At 49.4% G+C, this 19,719-nt stretch carries 19 protein-coding genes; 8 read left to right on the top strand and 11 right to left on the bottom strand.

Going from position 1 to position 19,719, the window contains the following annotated elements:
* Window positions 1-163 precede the first annotated feature (163 nt).
* From M3630_RS18025 to M3630_RS18015, 3 genes are all read left to right on the top strand, one after another.
* Window positions 164-856 (top strand): CoA transferase subunit A, encoded by a 693-nt coding sequence (locus tag M3630_RS18025; RefSeq protein WP_015893185.1) that lies wholly within the window; start codon window positions 164-166, stop codon window positions 854-856.
* 46 nt (window positions 857-902) lie between these two features.
* Window positions 903-1,559, top strand: coding sequence for a CoA transferase subunit B (locus M3630_RS18020; protein WP_173609931.1), 657 nt, complete (start codon window positions 903-905; stop codon window positions 1,557-1,559).
* Between the two features lie 101 nt (window positions 1,560-1,660).
* Window positions 1,661-2,425 carry an alpha/beta hydrolase gene (locus M3630_RS18015; RefSeq protein WP_173609930.1) on the top strand — a complete coding sequence of 255 codons (765 nt, stop codon included), beginning with the start codon at window positions 1,661-1,663 and terminating at the stop codon, window positions 2,423-2,425.
* Here M3630_RS18015 and M3630_RS18010 read toward each other — a convergent pair.
* A complete protein-coding gene (locus M3630_RS18010) occupies window positions 2,403-3,617 on the bottom strand; it encodes an MFS transporter (RefSeq protein WP_251252966.1) in 1,215 nt (404 codons plus the stop codon). The two genes, M3630_RS18015 and M3630_RS18010, sit on opposite strands and share 23 nt — an antisense overlap.
* Before the next feature lie 125 nt (window positions 3,618-3,742).
* Between M3630_RS18010 and M3630_RS18005 the strand changes: the two genes are divergently transcribed.
* Window positions 3,743-4,636, top strand: coding sequence for a LysR family transcriptional regulator (locus M3630_RS18005; RefSeq protein WP_251252965.1), 894 nt, complete (start codon window positions 3,743-3,745; stop codon window positions 4,634-4,636).
* 68 nt (window positions 4,637-4,704) lie between these two features.
* Here the strand turns inward: M3630_RS18005 and purU are convergent, their stop codons facing one another.
* The 5 genes from purU to M3630_RS17980 form a co-directional block, all read right to left on the bottom strand.
* Complete coding sequence (gene purU, locus M3630_RS18000; RefSeq protein WP_173609927.1) at window positions 4,705-5,601, bottom strand: formyltetrahydrofolate deformylase; 897 nt, start codon at window positions 5,599-5,601, stop codon at window positions 4,705-4,707.
* A 111-nt stretch (window positions 5,602-5,712) separates the two neighbouring features.
* Entirely contained in the window at window positions 5,713-6,393 is a 681-nt protein-coding gene (locus M3630_RS17995; protein WP_016742878.1) for a TetR/AcrR family transcriptional regulator, read from the bottom strand.
* Between the two features lie 17 nt (window positions 6,394-6,410).
* Complete coding sequence (locus M3630_RS17990; protein ID WP_173609926.1) at window positions 6,411-7,550, bottom strand: ABC transporter permease; 1,140 nt, start codon at window positions 7,548-7,550, stop codon at window positions 6,411-6,413.
* A complete protein-coding gene (locus M3630_RS17985; RefSeq protein WP_251252964.1) occupies window positions 7,547-8,305 on the bottom strand; it encodes an ABC transporter ATP-binding protein in 759 nt (252 codons plus the stop codon). Before M3630_RS17985 ends, M3630_RS17990 begins: the two co-directional genes overlap by 4 nt.
* Window positions 8,302-9,492, bottom strand: a complete 1,191-nt coding sequence (locus M3630_RS17980; protein ID WP_251252963.1) for an HlyD family secretion protein — start codon at window positions 9,490-9,492, stop codon at window positions 8,302-8,304. Before M3630_RS17980 ends, M3630_RS17985 begins: the two co-directional genes overlap by 4 nt.
* Before the next feature lie 329 nt (window positions 9,493-9,821).
* Between M3630_RS17980 and M3630_RS17975 the strand changes: the two genes are divergently transcribed.
* Window positions 9,822-10,199: a VOC family protein gene (locus M3630_RS17975; RefSeq protein ID WP_251253147.1), complete on the top strand. Its 378-nt coding sequence runs from the start codon at window positions 9,822-9,824 to the stop codon at window positions 10,197-10,199.
* A gap of 53 nt (window positions 10,200-10,252) precedes the next feature.
* Here the strand turns inward: M3630_RS17975 and M3630_RS17970 are convergent, their stop codons facing one another.
* The gene (locus M3630_RS17970) at window positions 10,253-12,451 is read right to left on the bottom strand and encodes a DNA topoisomerase III (RefSeq protein ID WP_251252962.1); all 2,199 of its coding nucleotides are present in this window, start codon (window positions 12,449-12,451) and stop codon (window positions 10,253-10,255) included.
* A gap of 243 nt (window positions 12,452-12,694) precedes the next feature.
* Between M3630_RS17970 and M3630_RS17965 the strand changes: the two genes are divergently transcribed.
* From M3630_RS17965 to M3630_RS17955, 3 genes are read left to right on the top strand one after another with little or no spacing between them, the layout of a single operon-like run.
* Window positions 12,695-13,204, top strand: a complete 510-nt coding sequence (locus M3630_RS17965; RefSeq protein WP_251252961.1) for a MerR family transcriptional regulator — start codon at window positions 12,695-12,697, stop codon at window positions 13,202-13,204.
* Window positions 13,197-13,637 (top strand): SRPBCC family protein, encoded by a 441-nt coding sequence (locus M3630_RS17960; RefSeq protein WP_232774065.1) that lies wholly within the window; start codon window positions 13,197-13,199, stop codon window positions 13,635-13,637. The genes M3630_RS17965 and M3630_RS17960 overlap by 8 nt, the downstream gene beginning before the upstream one ends.
* On the top strand, window positions 13,634-15,181 hold the full coding sequence (locus M3630_RS17955) for an MFS transporter (protein ID WP_251252960.1): 1,548 nt from the start codon (window positions 13,634-13,636) through the stop codon (window positions 15,179-15,181). The genes M3630_RS17960 and M3630_RS17955 overlap by 4 nt, the downstream gene beginning before the upstream one ends.
* A 259-nt stretch (window positions 15,182-15,440) precedes the next feature.
* On the opposite strand, the gene M3630_RS17950 is transcribed toward M3630_RS17955, so the two are convergent.
* The 4 genes from M3630_RS17950 to M3630_RS17935 form a co-directional block, all read right to left on the bottom strand.
* Complete coding sequence (locus M3630_RS17950; RefSeq protein ID WP_251252959.1) at window positions 15,441-16,343, bottom strand: Ig-like domain-containing domain; 903 nt, start codon at window positions 16,341-16,343, stop codon at window positions 15,441-15,443.
* Between the two features lie 198 nt (window positions 16,344-16,541).
* Window positions 16,542-17,060 (bottom strand): ribonuclease FAU-1 family protein, encoded by a 519-nt coding sequence (locus tag M3630_RS17945; protein ID WP_251252958.1) that lies wholly within the window; start codon window positions 17,058-17,060, stop codon window positions 16,542-16,544.
* 123 nt (window positions 17,061-17,183) lie between these two features.
* On the bottom strand, window positions 17,184-18,599 hold the full coding sequence (gene bcaP / locus M3630_RS17940; RefSeq protein WP_285861385.1) for a branched-chain amino acid transporter BcaP: 1,416 nt from the start codon (window positions 18,597-18,599) through the stop codon (window positions 17,184-17,186).
* A gap of 116 nt (window positions 18,600-18,715) precedes the next feature.
* On the bottom strand, window positions 18,716-19,183 hold the full coding sequence (locus M3630_RS17935) for a DinB family protein (RefSeq protein ID WP_251252957.1): 468 nt from the start codon (window positions 19,181-19,183) through the stop codon (window positions 18,716-18,718).
* Between the last annotated feature and the right edge of the window lie 536 nt (window positions 19,184-19,719).

Raw genomic sequence — 19,719 nt, 5'->3', positions numbered from 1 at the left:
ACTTTTCTGTCATTTTACATTATTTTTTATAATCCAAATGTCTCGTCACTTGTTTGTAACTCGTATCTAGTATGATAGAAGGGCAGGGAAACGGGGCAACTGCATCGCCCTATTGTTAGCGCTTACAAAAATCCTTTATTTCTTCATGGTGGGAGTGATCGTCATGGCCAAAATTTATACTTCTTACACGGACATCGTGGCTGATATTCACGATGGTGCCACTTTATTAGTGGGCGGCTTCGGACTGGTAGGAATTCCCGAGAATCTGATTATCGCCCTGCGGGACAAAGCAGTGAAAAACTTGACCGTTGTCTCAAATAACTGTGGGGTCGATGATTGGGGACTCGGTCTCCTTTTACGAGAAAAGCAAATCAAAAAAATGGTCTCCTCTTATGTGGGAGAAAATAAGGAATTCGAACGTCAATTTTTGTCCGGTGAGCTCGAAGTCGAGTTGACGCCACAAGGGACGCTGGCGGAGAGAATTCGTGCAGGCGGAGCTGGCATTCCGGCATTCTATACCCCGGCTGGAGTCGGCACACCTATCGCTGAAGGACGGGAAACGCGCGATTTCGCAGGGAAAGAGTACCTGCTTGAATATGGCATCACAGGTGATTTCGCACTGATCAAGGCGTGGAAGGCTGACAAGATGGGCAATCTCGTCTTCCGCAAAACAGCCCAAAACTTCAATCCGATGATGGCAGCAGCGGGAAAAATCACTATCGTCGAAGTGGAAGAAATCGTAGAGACAGGTGAACTGGACCCTGAGCATATTCACACACCAAGCGTCTATGTACAACGTGTGATACAGGCACCTTCGTTCGAGAAACGCATCGAACGGCGCACTGTCCGCTCATAGAGAGCAAAAGAGAGAACCGGATTACATTCAAGGGAGGAAAACACAGATGTCACTTACACGTGAGCAAATCGCCACTCGTGCCGCCGGGGAAATAGAAGATGGCTTTTACGTAAACTTGGGGATTGGAATGCCCACGCTCGTCGCCAACTACATCCCGGAAGGAAAAACGGTCGTTCTGCAATCGGAAAACGGCTTGCTCGGAATTGGCCCTTACCCGACAGAGGAAAACCTCGATCCTGATCTCATCAACGCCGGAAAAGAAACCGTGACGGCTATTCCAGGTGCGGCCTACTTCTCCAGTGCTGAATCGTTTGCGATGATTCGCGGCGGCCATATCGACCTCGCTATTTTGGGGGCGATGGAGGTTTCTGCTGCGGGTGATCTCGCCAACTGGATGATTCCTGGAAAAATGGTCAAGGGCATGGGCGGTGCCATGGATCTCGTCCACGGCGCGAAAAAAATCGTCGTCATTATGGATCATGTCAACAAACATGGTGAGACAAAAATCTTGAATGAATGTGCCCTGCCTCTTACCGGAAAGAAGGTTGTCAACCGGATCATTACGGACAGAGCTGTCATTGATGTGACACCAGACGGGCTCGTCCTCGTCGAAGTAGCAGAAGGTTATACAGCGGAAGATATCCAAGCCTGCACGCAGCCTACGCTCCTTATCTCTCCAGAACTAAAAACGATTGGGTTGTAACCTATTTTTCAGGTACAGAACCCCTGTTAGTAAATAGCCGACTTCATCGCAGCCGCGTGAAGTCGCTTTTTCTTTCCTTTTTTTGCTTGATGTGGGCACACTTGCGCGGTCGCCTCCTTCTGACCTTTTCGTATATAATATGGATGATCCATCAAATTTCCCAATATCTGAGAGGAAGAGATTCCATGTCAGGAACAGTCGGTTGCTTACTCATCCATGGATTTGCCGGAGACATCAACGATATACTCCCACTCGCCAAAAAGCTTCGCGAGGCTGGCTATCAGGTGGAATGCCCTACCTTGGAGGGACATGGGACCACTCGTCGTCACATGGCAAAAAGCACCCGCCACGACTGGCTCCGCTCGGCAGAAGAAGGCTACAAGCGACTGTCCATGCGCGCTGACACCATCGTGGTTATCGGATTTTCCATGGGGGGACTGCTCGCCTTTCACTTGACGACGAAATACCCCGTCGCCCTGCTGATTACCATCAACACCCCTTATAAATATTGGGATGTCAAAGAGGCGATGCATTATTTGCGGGAGGATTTCTCTACCCACTCCAAACGCTACATACATGGCATCGGCCGAATCCCTATTAGCAGTATGCTGCAATTTCGCAGGCTGTTGGCAGAAACGAAGCCGCTTTTGCCTCAAATTACAACCCCTTACGTCCTGCTGCAAGCAAGGCGAGACGATACTGTACACGCCGTAAGCGCCCAAATACTCGCAACCAGTGTAGACGAATCTGCCTCCCCGCAAATCACCTGGTACGAGCATTCGAACCATATGCTGCTCCACGGTCCGGACAAGGAGGCAGCCATTGCTCACGTCATGACAACAATTAAGAAGCGCTTTCCATCTTGATCAGCTTTGGTCGGCCCAACCATACCAGGCCGACCAGAAGCAAGATGATCGCTATTCCGGTGTACATTGGACCCAAACCAACCTGTTCATCCAGCCAGAAGGCCAAGAGCGGACCCAGAGCCGCGCCCAGGTCACTTACAACTGAGTATTGTGTCATTACTGCCTGGCTGTTGGCCTGTCTCGCAGCTTCATCTGCTGCAAGAGTATCCATGACGGTCGTGATAATCGTCGCGCTCAGCTGGATGGCGAATAAAATCGCAAACCATAGCACAAGCGAAGACGTTGCCTGCAACGAGCCAAACAGAACAGAAGCGACTAGCAACGTCCCGATAAATAGATTCGTCCGGCCATGCCTGTCCGACAATTTGCCTACCAATGGGGCAGCCCACGGCTCCCACCCCCAGCGAATGCCTTGGATCACACTCGCAATCACCGCTGCCCCCAACACGACTTCCCCAATCATGATAAGCGGTTCTCGCATTTCGATCACTCTGCTTAACGTGGAGGTAAACACTCCCTGGTACACCATCGTGACGAGCAATCCCGTCATCAGCGTCAACAGTACCTGCGCCTGACTCCACAAGCGTTTCCCTGTATCCATCTGCTTCATGTCATTCGGATGCTGACTGGTAAAGGAAGGACGTATATAGCGAAAAACAAGAATGAATGCAAACAATGAAGGTACCGCAAGTGCAATAGAGGTAACAGAAAGCCCGTACCAAGTGGCAAGCAGCGCTCCGACCAGCATGCCGCCCAGACTGCCCAATCGATACAATCCGTTGTACAAGCCCATGAGTTGCCCGCGATTATGCCCTTCGGAAACATTTACGATCAAGGAATACGCACCTAGCCTTAAAAATGTCCAAGCGACTCCCCATAAGCATCGCATCAGAAGCCACAGCCAAAAGCCTTCCAAGCTGTACGAAAGTGTCGTTAGAAAAGCCAGCACCACTGCCACAATCAAACCTGTGCGTCCACCCGAGCGTTCATACCATTTTCCAACAAGAGGGCCGATTGGTACACGGATGAAGCGGTTCACCGCAAGCAATACCCCCACTTCCCACAGCGATGTTAATCCTGCCTCCTTCCAGAAAAGAGGAAGCACTACATACAGCATCGAATCTCCTATCATGCATAATGCTGTCACCAGTGCGACTGCCACGACTTGTGTCTTTCCACTGACTTCTCTCATCTCCTGATCCTTCTCTCTGCTTGTTTTTACGTCTTTCTGAGCTATACCTTACGCGCAATCACTCATCATTTCTAATACATCTTTATCTATCACTCATAAACAAAAGTTATGAATCGAGGTACAGGATGAACTTACATGCTCTCCGCATTTTCGTAGAAGTAGCGTCACGAGGCAGTGTCACCGAAGCAGCAATCGCACTCTCGATCAGCCAGCCTGCCGTAAGTGCCCAAATCCGCAGGCTTGAAAGTGAATTGGGCATGACCTTGCTCATCCCGGATGGTCGCGGCATTGCTCTCACCTATGAGGGGCGCTTTCTCTTTGAAAAGTCACGCCGCATTTACGACTGGGAACGCGAAATCGAATCACATCTGACAGAAATCAAACAAGGGAAGAAAGGACGACTAAGGATATCTTCTACCTATCTCCCCTCCCATTATCTCGTGCCACAGTGGCTGGCTCAGTACAAGCGCGATTATGAAGGGGTTGAGGTGGAAATTCGCACGCGTAATTCCATGCAATCGATTGAACTGCTTCTTGGCTGTGAGGTCGATGTGGCCGTTATTATCAAGGAATCGTGGGATGAGCTGCCTATCAATCGGCATCATCTGATGGACGTACCCTATTGGTTTATTTTGCCCGCCCATCATCCGCTTGCAGGAAAAGAGATCCGTATGGAGCAGCTCGTGGAGGAACCATTTTTGTTGCGGGAGCAAGGCAGCTCTACCCGCGATTGGCTTTTTACCCTCTGTCGCGAGCATGGTGTGAAACGTCCGCAGATCGGTATGCAGTATCACGGACTGGTCGAATCTATCCACTCCGTTCGTGCGGGATATGGGACAATGTTGGCTCCTGCTCTGGCCGTTAGGGAAATGGTAGATCGTGGCGAGGTCGGGCGCGTAACCGTTCCAGGAGTAGAGATCAAGCGACCCTTGTATGTCTGCACGCGTGACGATGAGACAGAGCAGCGGCCTGTTGTTGCTCAGTTTCTGGAGTTGGTAAAGCGTGAAAGTCTGACTTGAAAATAAGAGAATCAAAACGAAAAAAGAGGCTTTTCCGCAAAGGAATAGCCTCTTCTTATATGCACCGCTTATGGGAACACAATCGTCTTGTTGCCGTACACCAGCACCCGATCCTCCAGATGCCAACGAACTGCACGTGCCAGCACTGTACGCTCTACCTGACGTCCAAGCTGTTTCAGTGCCTCAACGTCTTCCTGATGCGATACACGTTGAACGTCTTGCTCGATAATCGGCCCTGCGTCCAGCTCTTCCGTGACGTAATGCGCAGTCGCTCCGATCAGCTTCACGCCGCGACGATACGCCTGCTCGTAAGGCTTCGCACCGACAAAGGCTGGGAGGAAGGAATGGTGGATATTGATAATCCGCATCGCATAATCCTCCAAAAAGCGCGGGGACAAGATTTGCATGTAGCGAGCCAGAACGATCAGATCAACGCCCTCTGCTGCTGCAATCTGCTCTTCTTCTGCCTGCGGCTTGTTATCCTTTGTGACTGGGATGCAACGATATGGAATACCAAAGGACTCGACAGTCTCCTGCATGTCAGGATGATTGCTGACCACAACCGCGATATCTGCGAACAGCTCCCCGGACTTCCAGCGCCACAAGAGCTCCAAAAGACAGTGATCTTCTTTGGAAACAAACAACGCAACCTTTTTGCGCTTGTTCGCTTCGACCAACGACCATTCCATCCCAAAGCTCTCGGCTACTGGGGTGAATGCTTGCTTGATCTCTTCACAGCGCTCCTCCAGATTGATGAGATCGAATTCAATGCGCATGAAAAAACGGCCTGTTTCCGGATCAGTCGTGTACTGGTCAGACTGAACGATGTTGGCTCCTTGTTGGAACAAGAAGTTCGACACAGCCGCGACGATACCCGCGCGGTCCGGGCAAGAAATCAGCATGCGCGCACGATCTTTGTTTTTCTCCCGATACGCGAGCCATTCTCTCTCTGATAACAATTGCATGGTTTACTCTCCTCCAAAAAACAGCAAAAAGTTGTTTGCAATTATACCATTCCCAGAAGAGATTTCTATACCCAATTAGAGAGAAAAATGTTCACTTATCGATAAAAAATTTTAGATAGAGTGATTTCCAATCCCATTTAGCAAAATATCTACGGTCAGTGCGATTTGCTCGTCGTCGCTGAACTGCGTAAATTCATCGGTATCCAAGACTTGTCGGAACAGGACGAGCCCGATCATCGAGGACAGGATCGCCCGAAAGACAGCCTGTGTCGGGAGCGGACGCAATTCGCCTACCTCTACCTTTGCCTCGATCAGCTTGTTTGCCATCTCCTTCACACCCGTGAAAACCGTAGCAATCAGCGCTTCCCTGATTTCGTCATGGAAAAAAGCTTCTTGCAGCAAAATCCGAATATGCTTTTCATTCGCCAGCACCAGGTCGATCCGGTTTCGGTACAGCTCTGTCACGATTTGGGAGAATGTTTTATGATTCTGCTCTTTAAAAATCTCACGGACATCTTTCAAGATAAACGGAGCCGCGAATTTGACCAATACAGGTGCAACGACGGCGAGTAAAATATCCTTTTTCGATTTGTAGTGGCGAAAAATCGTTCCCTCTGCCACACCCGCTTCTTTGGCAATTTCAGAGGTGGAGCTGGCATGGAAGCCTTTTTCAGCGAACAGCTTCACTGATGCACGCAAAATATTGCGCTGCTTCTCTGTCATCTCACTCTCATCTTTCAACTCTTCTACATATTGCAACAGGCCTTCTACAAATGTTGGCGGCTTGTTCATCACCCATTACGCTCCTCTTATTCGATCTTCTTGCGGAATCGCAGGATAGCGACGGTCAGGATCAAGAGACAAAAGCTGCTCATTCCGACGACATCCTTCCAGAGCGCATCGATGCCCACGCCCTTTAAGAAAATTCCCCGCAGGATTTCCAGAAAATAGGTCAACGGGACGAGCCCGCCTAACCATTGTATCACGAGCGGCATCGAATCGCGCGGGAACATAAAGCCGGAGAGAAGCACGCTAGGCAGGATAAAGGCGAATGCCATTTGCATCGCTTGAAGCTGGGTCTTTGCCACCGTCGAAATGAAAATGCCCAAGAGAAGCGTCGTCACCAAAAACAAGACAGACAATGTCACCAAAAGCGAAATGCTGCCTTTGACGGGGACTCCAAACCAATACGTTCCAACCAATAGCACCAGACAAAACGAGAAGAGACCTACACCTACATAGGGGGTAATTTTGCCGAGCATCAGCTCCAATGGGCGTATCGGCGTCACGATTAACTGCTCCATCGTTCCCCGCTCCTTCTCACGTACGAGGGAAAACGCCGTCAGAATCATCGTGACGTTTTGCATAATCAAGCCGATCAAGCCGGGAATATTGAAGACGATGCTCTCCATATTGGGGTTAAACAACACGCGTGTATCCAAGCCGAGTGGCTGTTCCAGCTCCCCCAAGCCTTGTTTTTGCAGCTTTATTTCCTGCAACGTGATCGCTTGATGCTGAATGATCAACTGAGCTTGAGAGGTCGCAGTCCGGGCGATATTCGGATCAGAGCCATTAATGAGCATTTGCACGTCTACCGGCTCGTTGCGATCACGCTTGCGGGTGTAGTCTGGCCCGATAATGAGCGCTACATTTACGGAGCCATCGTCTAACATGGCTTCGATCTCCTTGTAGCTACTTACATGTGCTGCCACCTCGAATACACGCGTGTTGACGAATTGATCTACCAGCTCTCGACTGGCAGCAGAAGGACTTTGATTCCAGACTGCCATCTGGATGTCATTCACGTCTGTATTGACAGCATATCCGAACAAAAACAACAGCATCAGCGGCATGACCAGTGCGATCGCCAAACTGGGACGATCCCGTTTGATTTGGATGATTTCCTTCTTCACGACAGACCAGTAACGCTCCCAGACAAAGTGCCTCATCGGACTCCCTCCTCCGCCGCCTGTCTGGCTTCTTCCTGCCTAACCAGCTCGATGAAGACATCCTCCAGATTGCCTGCTCCCATACGATCGATCAACTCTTGTGGAGTGCCTTCCGCCAGCAGATTGCCGAAAAAGATAAAGCCGATCCAATCGCATGTCTGCGCCTCATCCATGTAGTGTGTGGTCACCAGCACGGTGATCCCCTTTCCCGCCAGCTCATGAATCACGTCCCAAAAAATTCGGCGGGAAACAGGATCGACCCCTGCTGTCGGTTCATCCAAAATCAACAGCTCCGGCTTGTGCAAAAGAGCGCAGGAGAGCGCAAGGCGTTGCTTCCATCCCCCTGACAGCGATCCGGCAAGCTGCTTTTCCCTGCCTGTCAGACCTGCCATCTCAATTAGCTCTGCTTTCCGCTCCTTGCGTTCTGCTGCCCCTAGTCGATAAACCCCAGCATAAAAATCGAGATTCTCTTCCACTGTCAAATCTTCATACAGACTGAACTTTTGCGACATATACCCGATCCGTTGCTTGATTTCCTCGCTCTGTGTCATGACATCGAAGCCAAGTACCGTCCCCTTTCCTGTCGTCGGGGCCAGCAAACCGCAAAGCATTCGGATTGTGGTCGATTTCCCTGAGCCATTCGGACCCAAAAAACCGTAAATCGAACCTCGCGGAACTGTGAGTGTCAAGCTGTTCACGGCTACTCGATCTCCAAAACGCTTCGTCAACTGCTCGCATTGGATAGCGGCGTTCATTGACCTCCCTCCCCGTCTGCCAACAGGACATCGGCAGGCATACCTGGTTTGATTTTGTCGAGTCCATCTGTGATGTGTATCGTAACAGCGAACACAAGCTTGGTGCGTTCATCTGGCGTCTGTACATTCTTCGGCGTGAATTCTGCTTTTTCCGAGATGCGACTGATCGTTCCTGTAAACGTCTCTTCCGGATAGGCATCCACCTTGATGCCAACCTCTTGCCCTTTTTTCACCCGATTCAATTGTGCTTCCGGAATGTACACGACGAGCTCAAGCTGATCTGGCTTCATCATCGTAAACAAAGTGGCACCTGTTTTTGCTACTTCCCCCTGTTCAATAGAGGAGCGCAAGAGAGTACCGTCGTAGGTTGCCGTAATCTTTGCCTTTTCTAACTGCAATAAGGCTTGATCCAGTTTCGCTTTCGCCTGCTGCTGGGCGGCGAGCAGTGCCCGAATCGCGTAATCAGTACTTCCTTCCTTTACCTGGTCGAGATCTGCCTGCGCTGCGGCTTGCGCGGCTTGTGCTGTACCGATTTGGGCCACAGTAGCGGCGATGTCTTCTTGTGCAGAATGGTACTGTGCCTGTGTCTGCGCCACTTGTGCCGCCCATTGATCTGCCTGCGTTTTTGCCTGATTCACTGCTTCTTTTTGCGTGTCGAGGTCTTTGGCAGAGATCGCTCCTTTTTCGAAGAGCGCTGTTGCTTCCTCGAGTCTTTTTTGTTGATACAAAAGAGTCTGCTGCGCCCCCTGCCATTGCGATTCTGCCTGCGTCATCTGTTCAGCAGCACGTGCTTTTCCTGCTTCCGCCTGATTTTTTCTCGCTTGTGCCAGTTGGATATTCGCATTTGCTTGCTGGACATTGGCTATGCTTCTTTGGATCGTCGTGTCGCGTGATCCAGCCCTCGCCTCTTCTAGTTTGGCTGTCGCTTGATCCAATGCTGCCTGTGCTTCTGCCACAGTCATTTGGTAGCTTCGTTTATCGATTTGAGCCAGCACTTGTCCTTTTTTTACTGCATCTCCCTCTTCTGCCGTAACGTTTGTCACCAATCCGCCTACTTCAGCTACGATCGGCAACTCAATGGCCTCGATTGTGCCGGACAGTGACGAATGATTTTCAGATGTCCAATTGCAGCCCGACAAAGCCAGTAAGAGTCCCCCGATACAAATGGAGCGAACAACTGGTTTCATAACGCTTCCCCCTACCTACGTAATGAAGTGAGTAATCACTTTCTTTTTATGAGTAAAAAAAGCAAGCCTCAGAATCAGGCTCGAGATGAGCTTTTTAGGTTAGCGAGTGATTACTCACTTTTAATTGTGAGTATATGCTCCTCTTTTACGAAATGCAATTCCTTTTTCTAAAATGCGCAATTGAAAAGAAATCCTGTCTGATTATTCATGCTATGATGAAGACAAGCTAGACCACGTCCGTTGGCATCGGGTATCAGATACCGTCGGGATGGAAAGGATTAGAATCGTCGGGTTATAAACTACCATGTAGGGAGTGGAACATGTCCATGATGATTAGCAAAGTTGGTCAAATCATGTTGTATGTCAATAACCAGGATCAAGCAGTGAGCTTTTGGACCGAAAAGCTAGGGTTTCGCGTGGTTTCAGAAGAGAAGAACGGTGAAATGAGATGGATTGAAATTGCACCCGCACAAGGGGCTGAAACAAGCATCGTTCTGCACAATAAGGAATTCGTTGCGAAAATGTCGCCCGGAATGAATCTTGGCACGCCTTCGCTCCTGTTCTTTTCGGAAAATATCGAGGAATTGCGAAACGACCTCAAGAATAAAAATGTGAAGGTTGGAGACATTGTCACGATGCCTTCGGGCCGTGTCTTTAACTTCGCAGACGATGAAGAAAATTACTTTGCTATTCTGGAGAAAAAGTAAATAGAAGGAGGCGGCAGACTTGAATGGTCGGCCGCCTTTTGTTTCATGCCTATTTAGTCGAACTTTAATTTGGACAGTGCGTCTTTCAATGCTGAGTTGATTCCTTCGTCCTGCTCCTTGTCTTGCCCCTTCAAATACTTGGCTACTTCTTTCTTCGAAACCTTGCTGCCCTTTTCCTTATCGCGACGTTCCTGGAAGGTCTTCAGTTTTTCCTTGTGCCCACAAGCGCAGACAAAGGTTTGTCCTTCCCCTTCTCCGCGCAGCTCCAATCTCTTATGGCATTTTGGACATCTGGCATTGGTTTGCTTGGCAATGCTTTTGCGATAACCGCATTCCCGATCCTGGCACACCTGCATTTTGCCACGCTTTCCGTTTACCTCCAGCAAAAACTTGTTGCACTCCGGGCATCTGCTTCTGGTCACGTTGTCGTGCCGGAAAGTCTGATCGCTGTTCTTGATCTGTTGGACGACTTCTTTGGCGTACGTTTTCATCTCTTCGATAAACGCTCGCTTGTTCAAGCTTCCCTTGGCGATGGCACCGAGCTTTTGCTCCCACTGGGCCGTCAAGGTCGGCGACTGCATTTCATCTGGGACGAGCTCTAGCAATTGCTTCGCTTTTGCGGTGACAAAAATATGCTTGCCACGCTTCTCTAGCAAAAAGCTGTTGAACAGCTTTTCGATCACATCCGCGCGGGTGGCTACCGTACCTAGTCCGCCTGTTTCCCCAATCCTTTTGATCAAATCCTTGCTCTCGTTTGCCATGTATTTCGCCGGGTTTTCCATCGCGGACAGCAGACTCGCTTCTGTGAAAGGCTCTGGCGGCTTCGTCTCGCCCTTGGTCTGGGATATCGACTGGATTTGCAAGCGATCTCCTTTGGCAAGAGAAGGCAGGATTTGTTCCTTTACGCCGTCCTTCGCATCGTCTTCTTCTACATCGTGGTCGTACGCCTCTCTCCAGCCTTGGGAGAGCACGGTCTTTCCTTTTGCCAGGAAGGTTTCATTCCCGATTTTCGCCTGGATGGTTGTTTGCTCATATTCGAAGGCAGGCAGTAGAACGGCCAGGAAGCGCTTCACGATGAGGTCAAAAATTTTGCGTTCCTTATCACTCAAATCACCGAGAAAAACAGCTTGCTCCGTCGGGATGATCGCATGGTGATCCGATACTTTACTGTCATCCACGAACGATTTGTTCGCTTTGATTGGCGAACGCAGAATTCTGGCGGCGAGGGGCGCATATGGCTTCATTTGGACAGCCTTGATTCGATCCGGCAGCGTCTCGACGATATCGGCAGAGAGATAACGAGAGTCGGTTCGTGGGTACGTCACTGCCTTGTGATGCTCATACAGCCCTTGCATGATGGACAGTGTCTGTTTTGGTGAATAGCCAAACATCCGGTTGGCATCCCGTTGCAGCTCCGTCAAATCGTACAGCTGTGGAGCATACGTCTTTTTGTGTGCACGAGTAACCTCGATGACTTCTGCGTTTTTCTCCTGTTTGAGAACGGCTATTAGCTGATCCGCTTTTTCCTTGGAAAATGTTTTGAAATCCTTCGTTTGCTGATCTTGCCATTGGAGCTGAATCGGACCTTGGGCCACCGCAGACAGTCCGTAAAATGGCTTGGGTGTAAAGCGGCGAATCTCCTCTTCTCGCGTTGCCACAATAGCAAGTGTTGGCGTCTGGACGCGACCGCATGAGAGCTGGGCGTTATGCTTGCACGTCAAGGCGCGTGTGGCATTGATTCCAACGAGCCAGTCGGCTTCTGCACGAGCAGCTGCGGAGGCAAACAAGTTTTCATAGTTTTTGCCGTCCTTCAAATTACGGAAGCCTTCCCGGATTGCCTTATCTGTCACGGAGGAAATCCACAGACGCTTGATTGGCTTATTCACGTGAACCAGCTCGAGAATCCACCGGGCAACGAGCTCTCCTTCACGTCCTGCATCCGTCGCTATGACGATCTGCCCGACATCGTTGCGTCTCAATTGTTGCTTGACGACCTGGAATTGCCTGTTGCTTTCCTTGATCACGACCAAGCGCAATGGGGACGGCATAATCGGCAAATCCTCGATTCGCCACGAGCTGAATTGCTGACCGTACGCTTCAGGGTCTGCGAGAGTGACCAAATGCCCGAGCGCCCACGTCACGATATATTTATCTCCCTCAAAAAAGCCGTTTCCTTTTTTGTGACACTGCAATACTTTGGCAATGTCGCGTCCAACCGAAGGCTTTTCTGCCAGTACAACTGTTTTACTCATGTACGACATCCTTTCAAACCAATTCAACAATCTGTATCCATTGTAAACAAAAAAGCAGGAAGAAGGGGCTTCGAAATGTTTCGAGAAAATAAAGTTTTAAATTCTTAGGGTTATGAAACGCTAACGGGCAAGCTCACTTTCGGTATTGGGAAAAACTTCAAAAGCCTCCTTGACCATTACGTAACGTAACGGTTTATAGTGAAGTTACCGGTGAAACGCTAGCGATCAAGAAAGGGGCTGATCATGAAACAACATTGGAAAGTCGGAGAACTTGCGAAAATGGCGGGAATTACGATACGAACTTTACGTTTTTACGATCAGATAGGCTTGTTTTCTCCATCCGGCTATTCGCCATCCGGATACAGACTCTACACCGAAAAGGACATTTCACGCCTACAGCAAATTTTGTCCTTAAAGGAGTTGGGACTATCGCTGGAGCAGATTAAAGCCGTTATGGCTGGAGACCAGCTCAGCCTGTCAGACATTGTTACCATCCAAATAGACAGCCTGAAAGAAAGTATCCGCATGCAGCAGAAACTCTTGCATGAGCTTGAGAATGTTTCGAGTCGGATGCAAAGGAACGAACCGTTTACTGTTGAGCATTTCATGAACATCATACGAACGATGAGAATGAAGCATGAGAAATTTTTCGCCGAGAGAAAATCGAGTATGGATCGCCATCTCGACCGACTTGGTGAATATTTAGATGAGCATCCGGAAGAACCCGGACAAGGAGGTTTCGACTATGAGTGACAGATCTGCCAAACATTCCACATTTGTCATCGAAAAGAACTATAAGCATTCCCCAGCTCGTGTATTCGCTGCATGGGCGGGTCAAGCAGCCAAAGCTAGTTGGTTTCCTAAAGCCGACGAGTTCGACTTCCGTGTCGGCGGCCGCGAATTCAATCGCGGTGGTCCACCAGAGGGACCCGTTTACACATTCGATGCCTGCTATCAGGAAATCGTTCAGAATAGACGCATTGTATACTCATACACGCTGGACATGGAAGACAAGCGGATGTCTGTCTCTGTAACGACGGTGGAATTCGATTCCGTGGACGGCGGCACACGCTTGATCTATACCGAGCAGGGCGTTTTTCTGGACGGTCTCGATACGCCTGAACAGCGTGAGCACGGAACAAACGTGATGTTGGACCGGCTCGGAGAGGTTCTGGACGCCCAATGAAAGATGCTGCGATTGAATCGAATACCGGGGCCAGTTTGAACGAATGGATTGGACTTGCCGTGCTTTCATTGCCTGCACTGCTCGTTTCGATAGACTTGTCCGTAATGATTCTCGCACTTCCTCACATAAGCGTCTCTATCGGCGCTGACAGTACAGAGCAGCTCTGGATCATGGACATATACGGCTTCATGCTCTCGGGATTTCTGATCACGATGGGCTCGCTCGGAGATCGGTTCGGCCGCCGTAAGCTGCTGATGTTCGGCGCAGCGGCATTCGGTTCGGCTTCGCTGTTGGCCGCTTACTCCAGCACCTCTGGAATGCTGATTGCAGCACGGGCGCTGCTCGGCATAGCCGGGGCGACGGTAGCGCCTTCTTCCCTGGCATTGATCAGCAATATGTTCCGTGATCATAAGCAGCGCTCCCTCGCTATAGGCATATGGTTCATGTGCTCCATGGGAGGCATGGCGCTTGGCCCAGTAGTCGGCGGGATGATGCTGGAGCATTTTTCATGGGGTTCGATCTTTCTACTCGGCGTTCCCGTCATGGCGCTGCTGTTGCTGACTGCGTCCCATCTTCTGCCCGAATATCGGGATCCCGCACCTGGTCATTTGGATTTGACTAGCGTCGTGTTGTCGATGTGCACCATTCTACCAGCCATATACGGCCTAAAGGAAATAGCTAAGGAAGGTCTACAGACTCTGCCGCTCATTGCCATCGCGGCTGGAGTTGTTTTTGGGGCGTTATTCGTAAGACGGCAGCAACGGTTGGACAGTCCGCTAATAGACTTGCGCCTATTTGCAAACCCCGCTTTCAGCACAGCACTAGGCGGCTTGTTCGGTATCACTTTGACAGGCGCTTCCATGCTCTTTATCGCACAGCATCTTCAGTTCGTGGAAGGACTATCACCTCTTGCGGCAGCGATGTGCATGCTCCCGGGAGTGGTTGCGTCGATGGCAGGCATGTTGTTGTCGCCGATCATCGCTCGGCGGGTCCGACCGTCGCACCTTATCGGGGCTGGCCTTGCCGTCTCGGCGACTGGTTGTATCCTACTCTCCCAGGTAGAGGCGGGGGCCGGACTCTCTACCCTGATCGTCGGTTATATCTTTTTTAATGTGGGAGTGGCCCCGTTTGCGAGCTTGTCCAGCGACCTAATTATCGGGTCGGCACCGCCAGAAAAAGCGGGGTCGGCAGCGTCCTTGCTGCAGACGAGCGGTGAATTCGCATTTGCACTGGGTATCGCTGTATTAGGGAGCATCGGAACATACGTGTACCGGACTCAAATTGCCAGCTTCATACCAAGAGATGTTACGACGTTAACATCCGCAGCCTCCCGCGAAAGTCTTGCTGGGGCAGTCTCGGCGGCCAAAGCTTTACCCGAACCTATTGCTTCAACACTTCTTCATGGCGCCCAGATAGCATTTACCGACGGCATGCATGCTGTTGTGGGCGTGAGCGGCGGGCTCATGATCGCTATCGCCATACTCACCGTGATCAAGCTTCGGCATATCCCCCCCATCGGGCAGAAAACGCCAGGTGAGATGTAATGATCCGTGGCAGTCTAGGACTTTATTTTCCCGTCCCAGACTGCCGCTGTCTCATGTATGCGAGACATCCTTTCAAACCTAGTCAAACATCCCTGTAACGATTGTAAACAAAGAAGTCGTAGGAGGGATTCAGGAATGAATGAAAAAAGGGCCGTCTCTGGAATAGAGACAACCCTTCTATCTTTAACATTTCACCCTATACACTTGTTGCCCTTTCCAGTAACAGCCGCAACAGAGGTGTCAGAAGAAGATGCTTTTTCTACTCAACCTCTGTTGAAAGGTCACCAAATTCTAGATCATCCCATCCACCAGATGGGGTGCCTGTTGAAAACACGGAAAAATATTGATAGCTTTCATTCCCTGATGTATCCTTTACTGCTCCTTGGGCTACATCTATGTAGTACTCTACATTATTTTTTAAAGGCGCTTTCGGTTGGATCGTTACAGTGTCATTACTGACAGTAAAAGTTGCAGGAACCTTCGCACCATTGTCATTCATTAATAGGAATTTCTTTGTTCCACTTATCACTTTGCGATCATACTTAATTGTAATAACCGCATCTACATCCACTTTTGTTTCCTCTCCATACGGCTTTACATCGATTACTATAGGCGCTTCGTTGTTGCTGGTCACAAACTGTAATAAATACTTATCGATCGATTTAGTAGAATCAATGGTGCTTACAATTGCTCCTTTGTCAATCTCGATCGCATATTTCGTATTGGATTCCAAAGTCTTGTCAGGACGAATATAGAGTGTGTTATTTCTAATCTCCAATTTTCCGCTGACTGGTGATTTTCCTTCAACCTTATAGAGCGATACTACTGTTGACGGATCATTGTCAAAAGTAATTGGCACCGGGAATGTTAGCGCAGGTCGAATGTTTGTAGGAACATCTGTCTGCGCAATAATAGGATTAGAAACTGATACGAACACATCCCCAGGCTTTGGATAACTGATTAGGTCGTCGGAAATATACGTGCTATCAAGTTGGTATTCACTTTTGAATTTCGCGTCATTTTCCTCTAGCTGCTCATCATCAAGGAACTGATTCGGTACACCAAGCTCTTCTTTCTCCGATTTTGCTGATACGCTGTTGCTGCTTAGCGTTAAACTGAACATGAGTGTTACTGCGAGTAAGGCTTGAAATAAACTCTTCATACTTCTCCTCCAAAATAGTTTGTGTGTTCATAAAAATCGTATTTGATTTTTTAGGCGTAACATACAGTTTTTTACACGAAATAAAAATATGGTTATTTTGGACTAGGACAAGCTCCGAGCCTCCGACTCCACTCCAAAATGCGGTACGTCGACCAAAAAAAGAACGAAAGCGACAACCGCCTTCGTTCTTCCATACGTTTATGCAAAAAAATTCGGAAAATCAAAGTCATCCCGTTTGTCCGCCAAAATATTTCGTAATAAAAGATCAGCGGTCTCGGAGGCAAACTGGTGATCCTCGCTCGTGATAACGCCTTTTTTCAATGCCTCATCGAGCTCATCCTGATCAAGCAAGTATATTTCTCCTGTCGGCAATACCACGATGTCGAGGTACAGATCATCATACCAGATATGTCCGTTCTCATCCTTGCCATGTCCCCGGCAAATATCAATATACCATTGCACGGTATTCCCTAACTCATCCATCATTTTCGTAACGGCATAAGCTTGACCATGTGGAAAATACTGCAAATACACATATCCTCGATCGCCCACACATAACGTTTGATCCCCGACATGCATGTAGGCAGGCTCACTTACTTCATCCAGAGTCAGGCGGACAGCGTATCCAGAGAAAGATAAAGATTCTACCCATTTTTGCTGGTAGCCCAATCGTTTCACACGTCTCCAACCAGGTCGATCTGCTCTTTTTCGCTTCATAGCCTGCCCTCCCTCGTCGTTTTGGTTGTTTTTACTCTACCATGAATGGGTCGCTTTGTCAGATAGCAAACAAAGACATGCTCACGTAGAACATGCCTAAACGGATGAACCTGCCTTTTATGTTTAGGAGGAGTCGTCTTTTGTTGCCAATCGACTGTGTTTTCGCCCATATAGAAAATAGACGATCGCCCCTACCGACAACCAACCGAGAAAACCGATCTTTGTCAGCGTAGGCAGGTTGAAAACGAGATATCCGCAAAAAAGAACCGAGAGCAAGGGAACAAGCGGAACAAATGGGACCCGAAACGCTCGTGGTATTTGGGGATGAGTGCGACGTAATACAACCAGTCCAACCGAGACCAAAATAAAGGCAAACAGCGTGCCGATGTTAGTGAGCTGAGCCAAACTGGAGAGGGGCAATAATCCGCCGAAGGTTGCTACTAATGCAGCCACGACTAGCGTGCTCTTTTGTGGTACCTGTGTGCGGGGATGTACGTGCGAGAAGAACTCAGGAAGCAAGCCATCTCGGCTCATCGCAAAAAACATCCGGGCTTGTCCATACATCATGACTAACAAAACAGTCGTGATTCCGACGATGGCTCCCAACGAAATGAAGCCTGCTACCCAGTCCTGGTTGACATAGTTGAGGGCAAACGCGACAGGATTTTTGACATTTAACAAATGGTACGGAACAATCCCTGTTAATGTCAGTGAGACAGCAATGTACAAAATTGTGCACACGAGTAAGGACGAGATGATCCCGATTGGCATGTCGCGCTGGGGATTGCGCACTTCTTCGGCCGCAGAAGACACCGCATCAAATCCGATAAAAGCAAAAAACACCGTTGCGGCACCAGTTGCTACTCCTGCAAAACCAAACGGCATGAATGGACTCCAGTTTTCCGGCTTGACATACATGACCCCAACGACGAGGAACAGGACAACTACCGCTACTTTTACTAACACCATGATGGTATTCAAACTCGCTGACTCTTTCGTCCCTTTCATCAATAAAGCTGTAATGATGACAATGATGAGGACCGCAGGTAAATCAATGATCGTTCCTTTCGATACATCAAACGCACTTGTGAGCGCATGCGGCAGGTGAATATTAAACCCGGCTAGCAATCCCTGGGCATACCCCGACCATCCACTTGCCACCGCAGCACAAGCCACTCCGTATTCGAGAATCAAATCCCACCCGATCATCCAGGCGACAAATTCGCCAAATGCCGCATAGCTGTATGTATATGCGCTTCCCGACACGGGAACAGTCGAAGCAAATTCTGCATAGCAGAGCGCGGCAAACACACAGGCAAGTGCCGCAATAACAAAGGACAAAACAAGTGCAGGTCCAGCGTGCAAGGCAGCGGCAACGCCCGTTAACACAAAAATCCCTGTTCCCAAGATCGCGCCGATGCCCAGCATTGTCAGGTCAAAAGCACCTAATGACTTTTTGAGAGAGCTTTCATTTTTATCCACCTGCTCCAGCATTTGTGCAACTGACTTTTTCCTCAGCAATTGATTTTTCCATGACATCATGTGCGACCTCCCAAGCGGGTCATTCACTTCCAACCGTGATAGAAATCAGTTGGAGTATGATCCGTTTGGAGGAAAGTTATGCACATGTGCAGCTAGGATCGCGTTTGTCAGGGCTAGCTACCCGTTAATCCGCGCCCAATGACATTGGCGGAAACGGGAGTAATCCCGAGCTCTCTTGCCCAAATGGACAACTGCCCCATGTGATGAATCTCGTGGGCGATGACATGACGAAGCAGCTCGCCCTTCGTGTGAATCTCATTGTCCCACTCCACCTTTACAGGCTCGTTCTCCCTCTCGTCTGACCACTTCTCGATGAAATCACGCAATTCTGGGCGCCAGGCATCTGATAGCTCTTTTACTTTTTCCAGCGTCTTGTACGCTTCGAATGTCACCTGAACATCCGGCCTTCCTTGCACGCCCCGAAGCCAGCTATACTCGACGTCAGCAATATGAAACAAGGTGTACAAAATCGTGCCAGCCCCACCTGTACGCTCGCGCAACAATTCTTCTGGCGGAAGCTGCTTGCACCATTCCATCCATTCGTCCCGTACCTGCCAGTTATACTGGAAAAGCATCTTCATCGAGTTCACCCTTTATTTGATGATTATGTATAGTAAGAAAATTACAATTGATTATAGCACGTATGTTCGCGTGTTTTGTAAAATTCTCAGTTGATTTCTAACGGTAGTGGTCGGGAGAAGCCCTGCCACATGTTTTCCAGTCGCCTGTATCCTCTCTTCGTTCGGGCGGTCTCCTTCCAAACATGTGACAGTGCTTTCGTATGGCTTTGATCCCTTACCGCTTTAGATCATAATGGAAGGCCAGTTCAAAGTAGCTTCCTTGAACCTACTTTCAAGTAGTTAACCAAAAGCTGCGCAGGAAGAAGCGCATTTCCAGTCCAAGCGCCTCTGGAGCCCATCCTAGCTGCGAAATGAATGGCGGGGAATTTCAGCTTCACCTATGAAATTCTTCATCGAAACTTCTACGTTTGAAGCGCTCCCGCCATTCATTTCGCAGCGGACAGTCATTCCCCCCTTGCGGGGCGTAGGCCGAAGCGCAGACTGGAAATGCGCTTCTTCCCCCACCACAGCAGCTCTAATAAACAAAAAGACCGCCA

This window comes from Brevibacillus sp. MER 51 (genome assembly GCF_023714195.1).
Classification (GTDB): Bacteria; Bacillota; Bacilli; order Brevibacillales; family Brevibacillaceae; genus Brevibacillus.
This window is presented reverse-complemented; position numbering and strand designations above follow the sequence as displayed.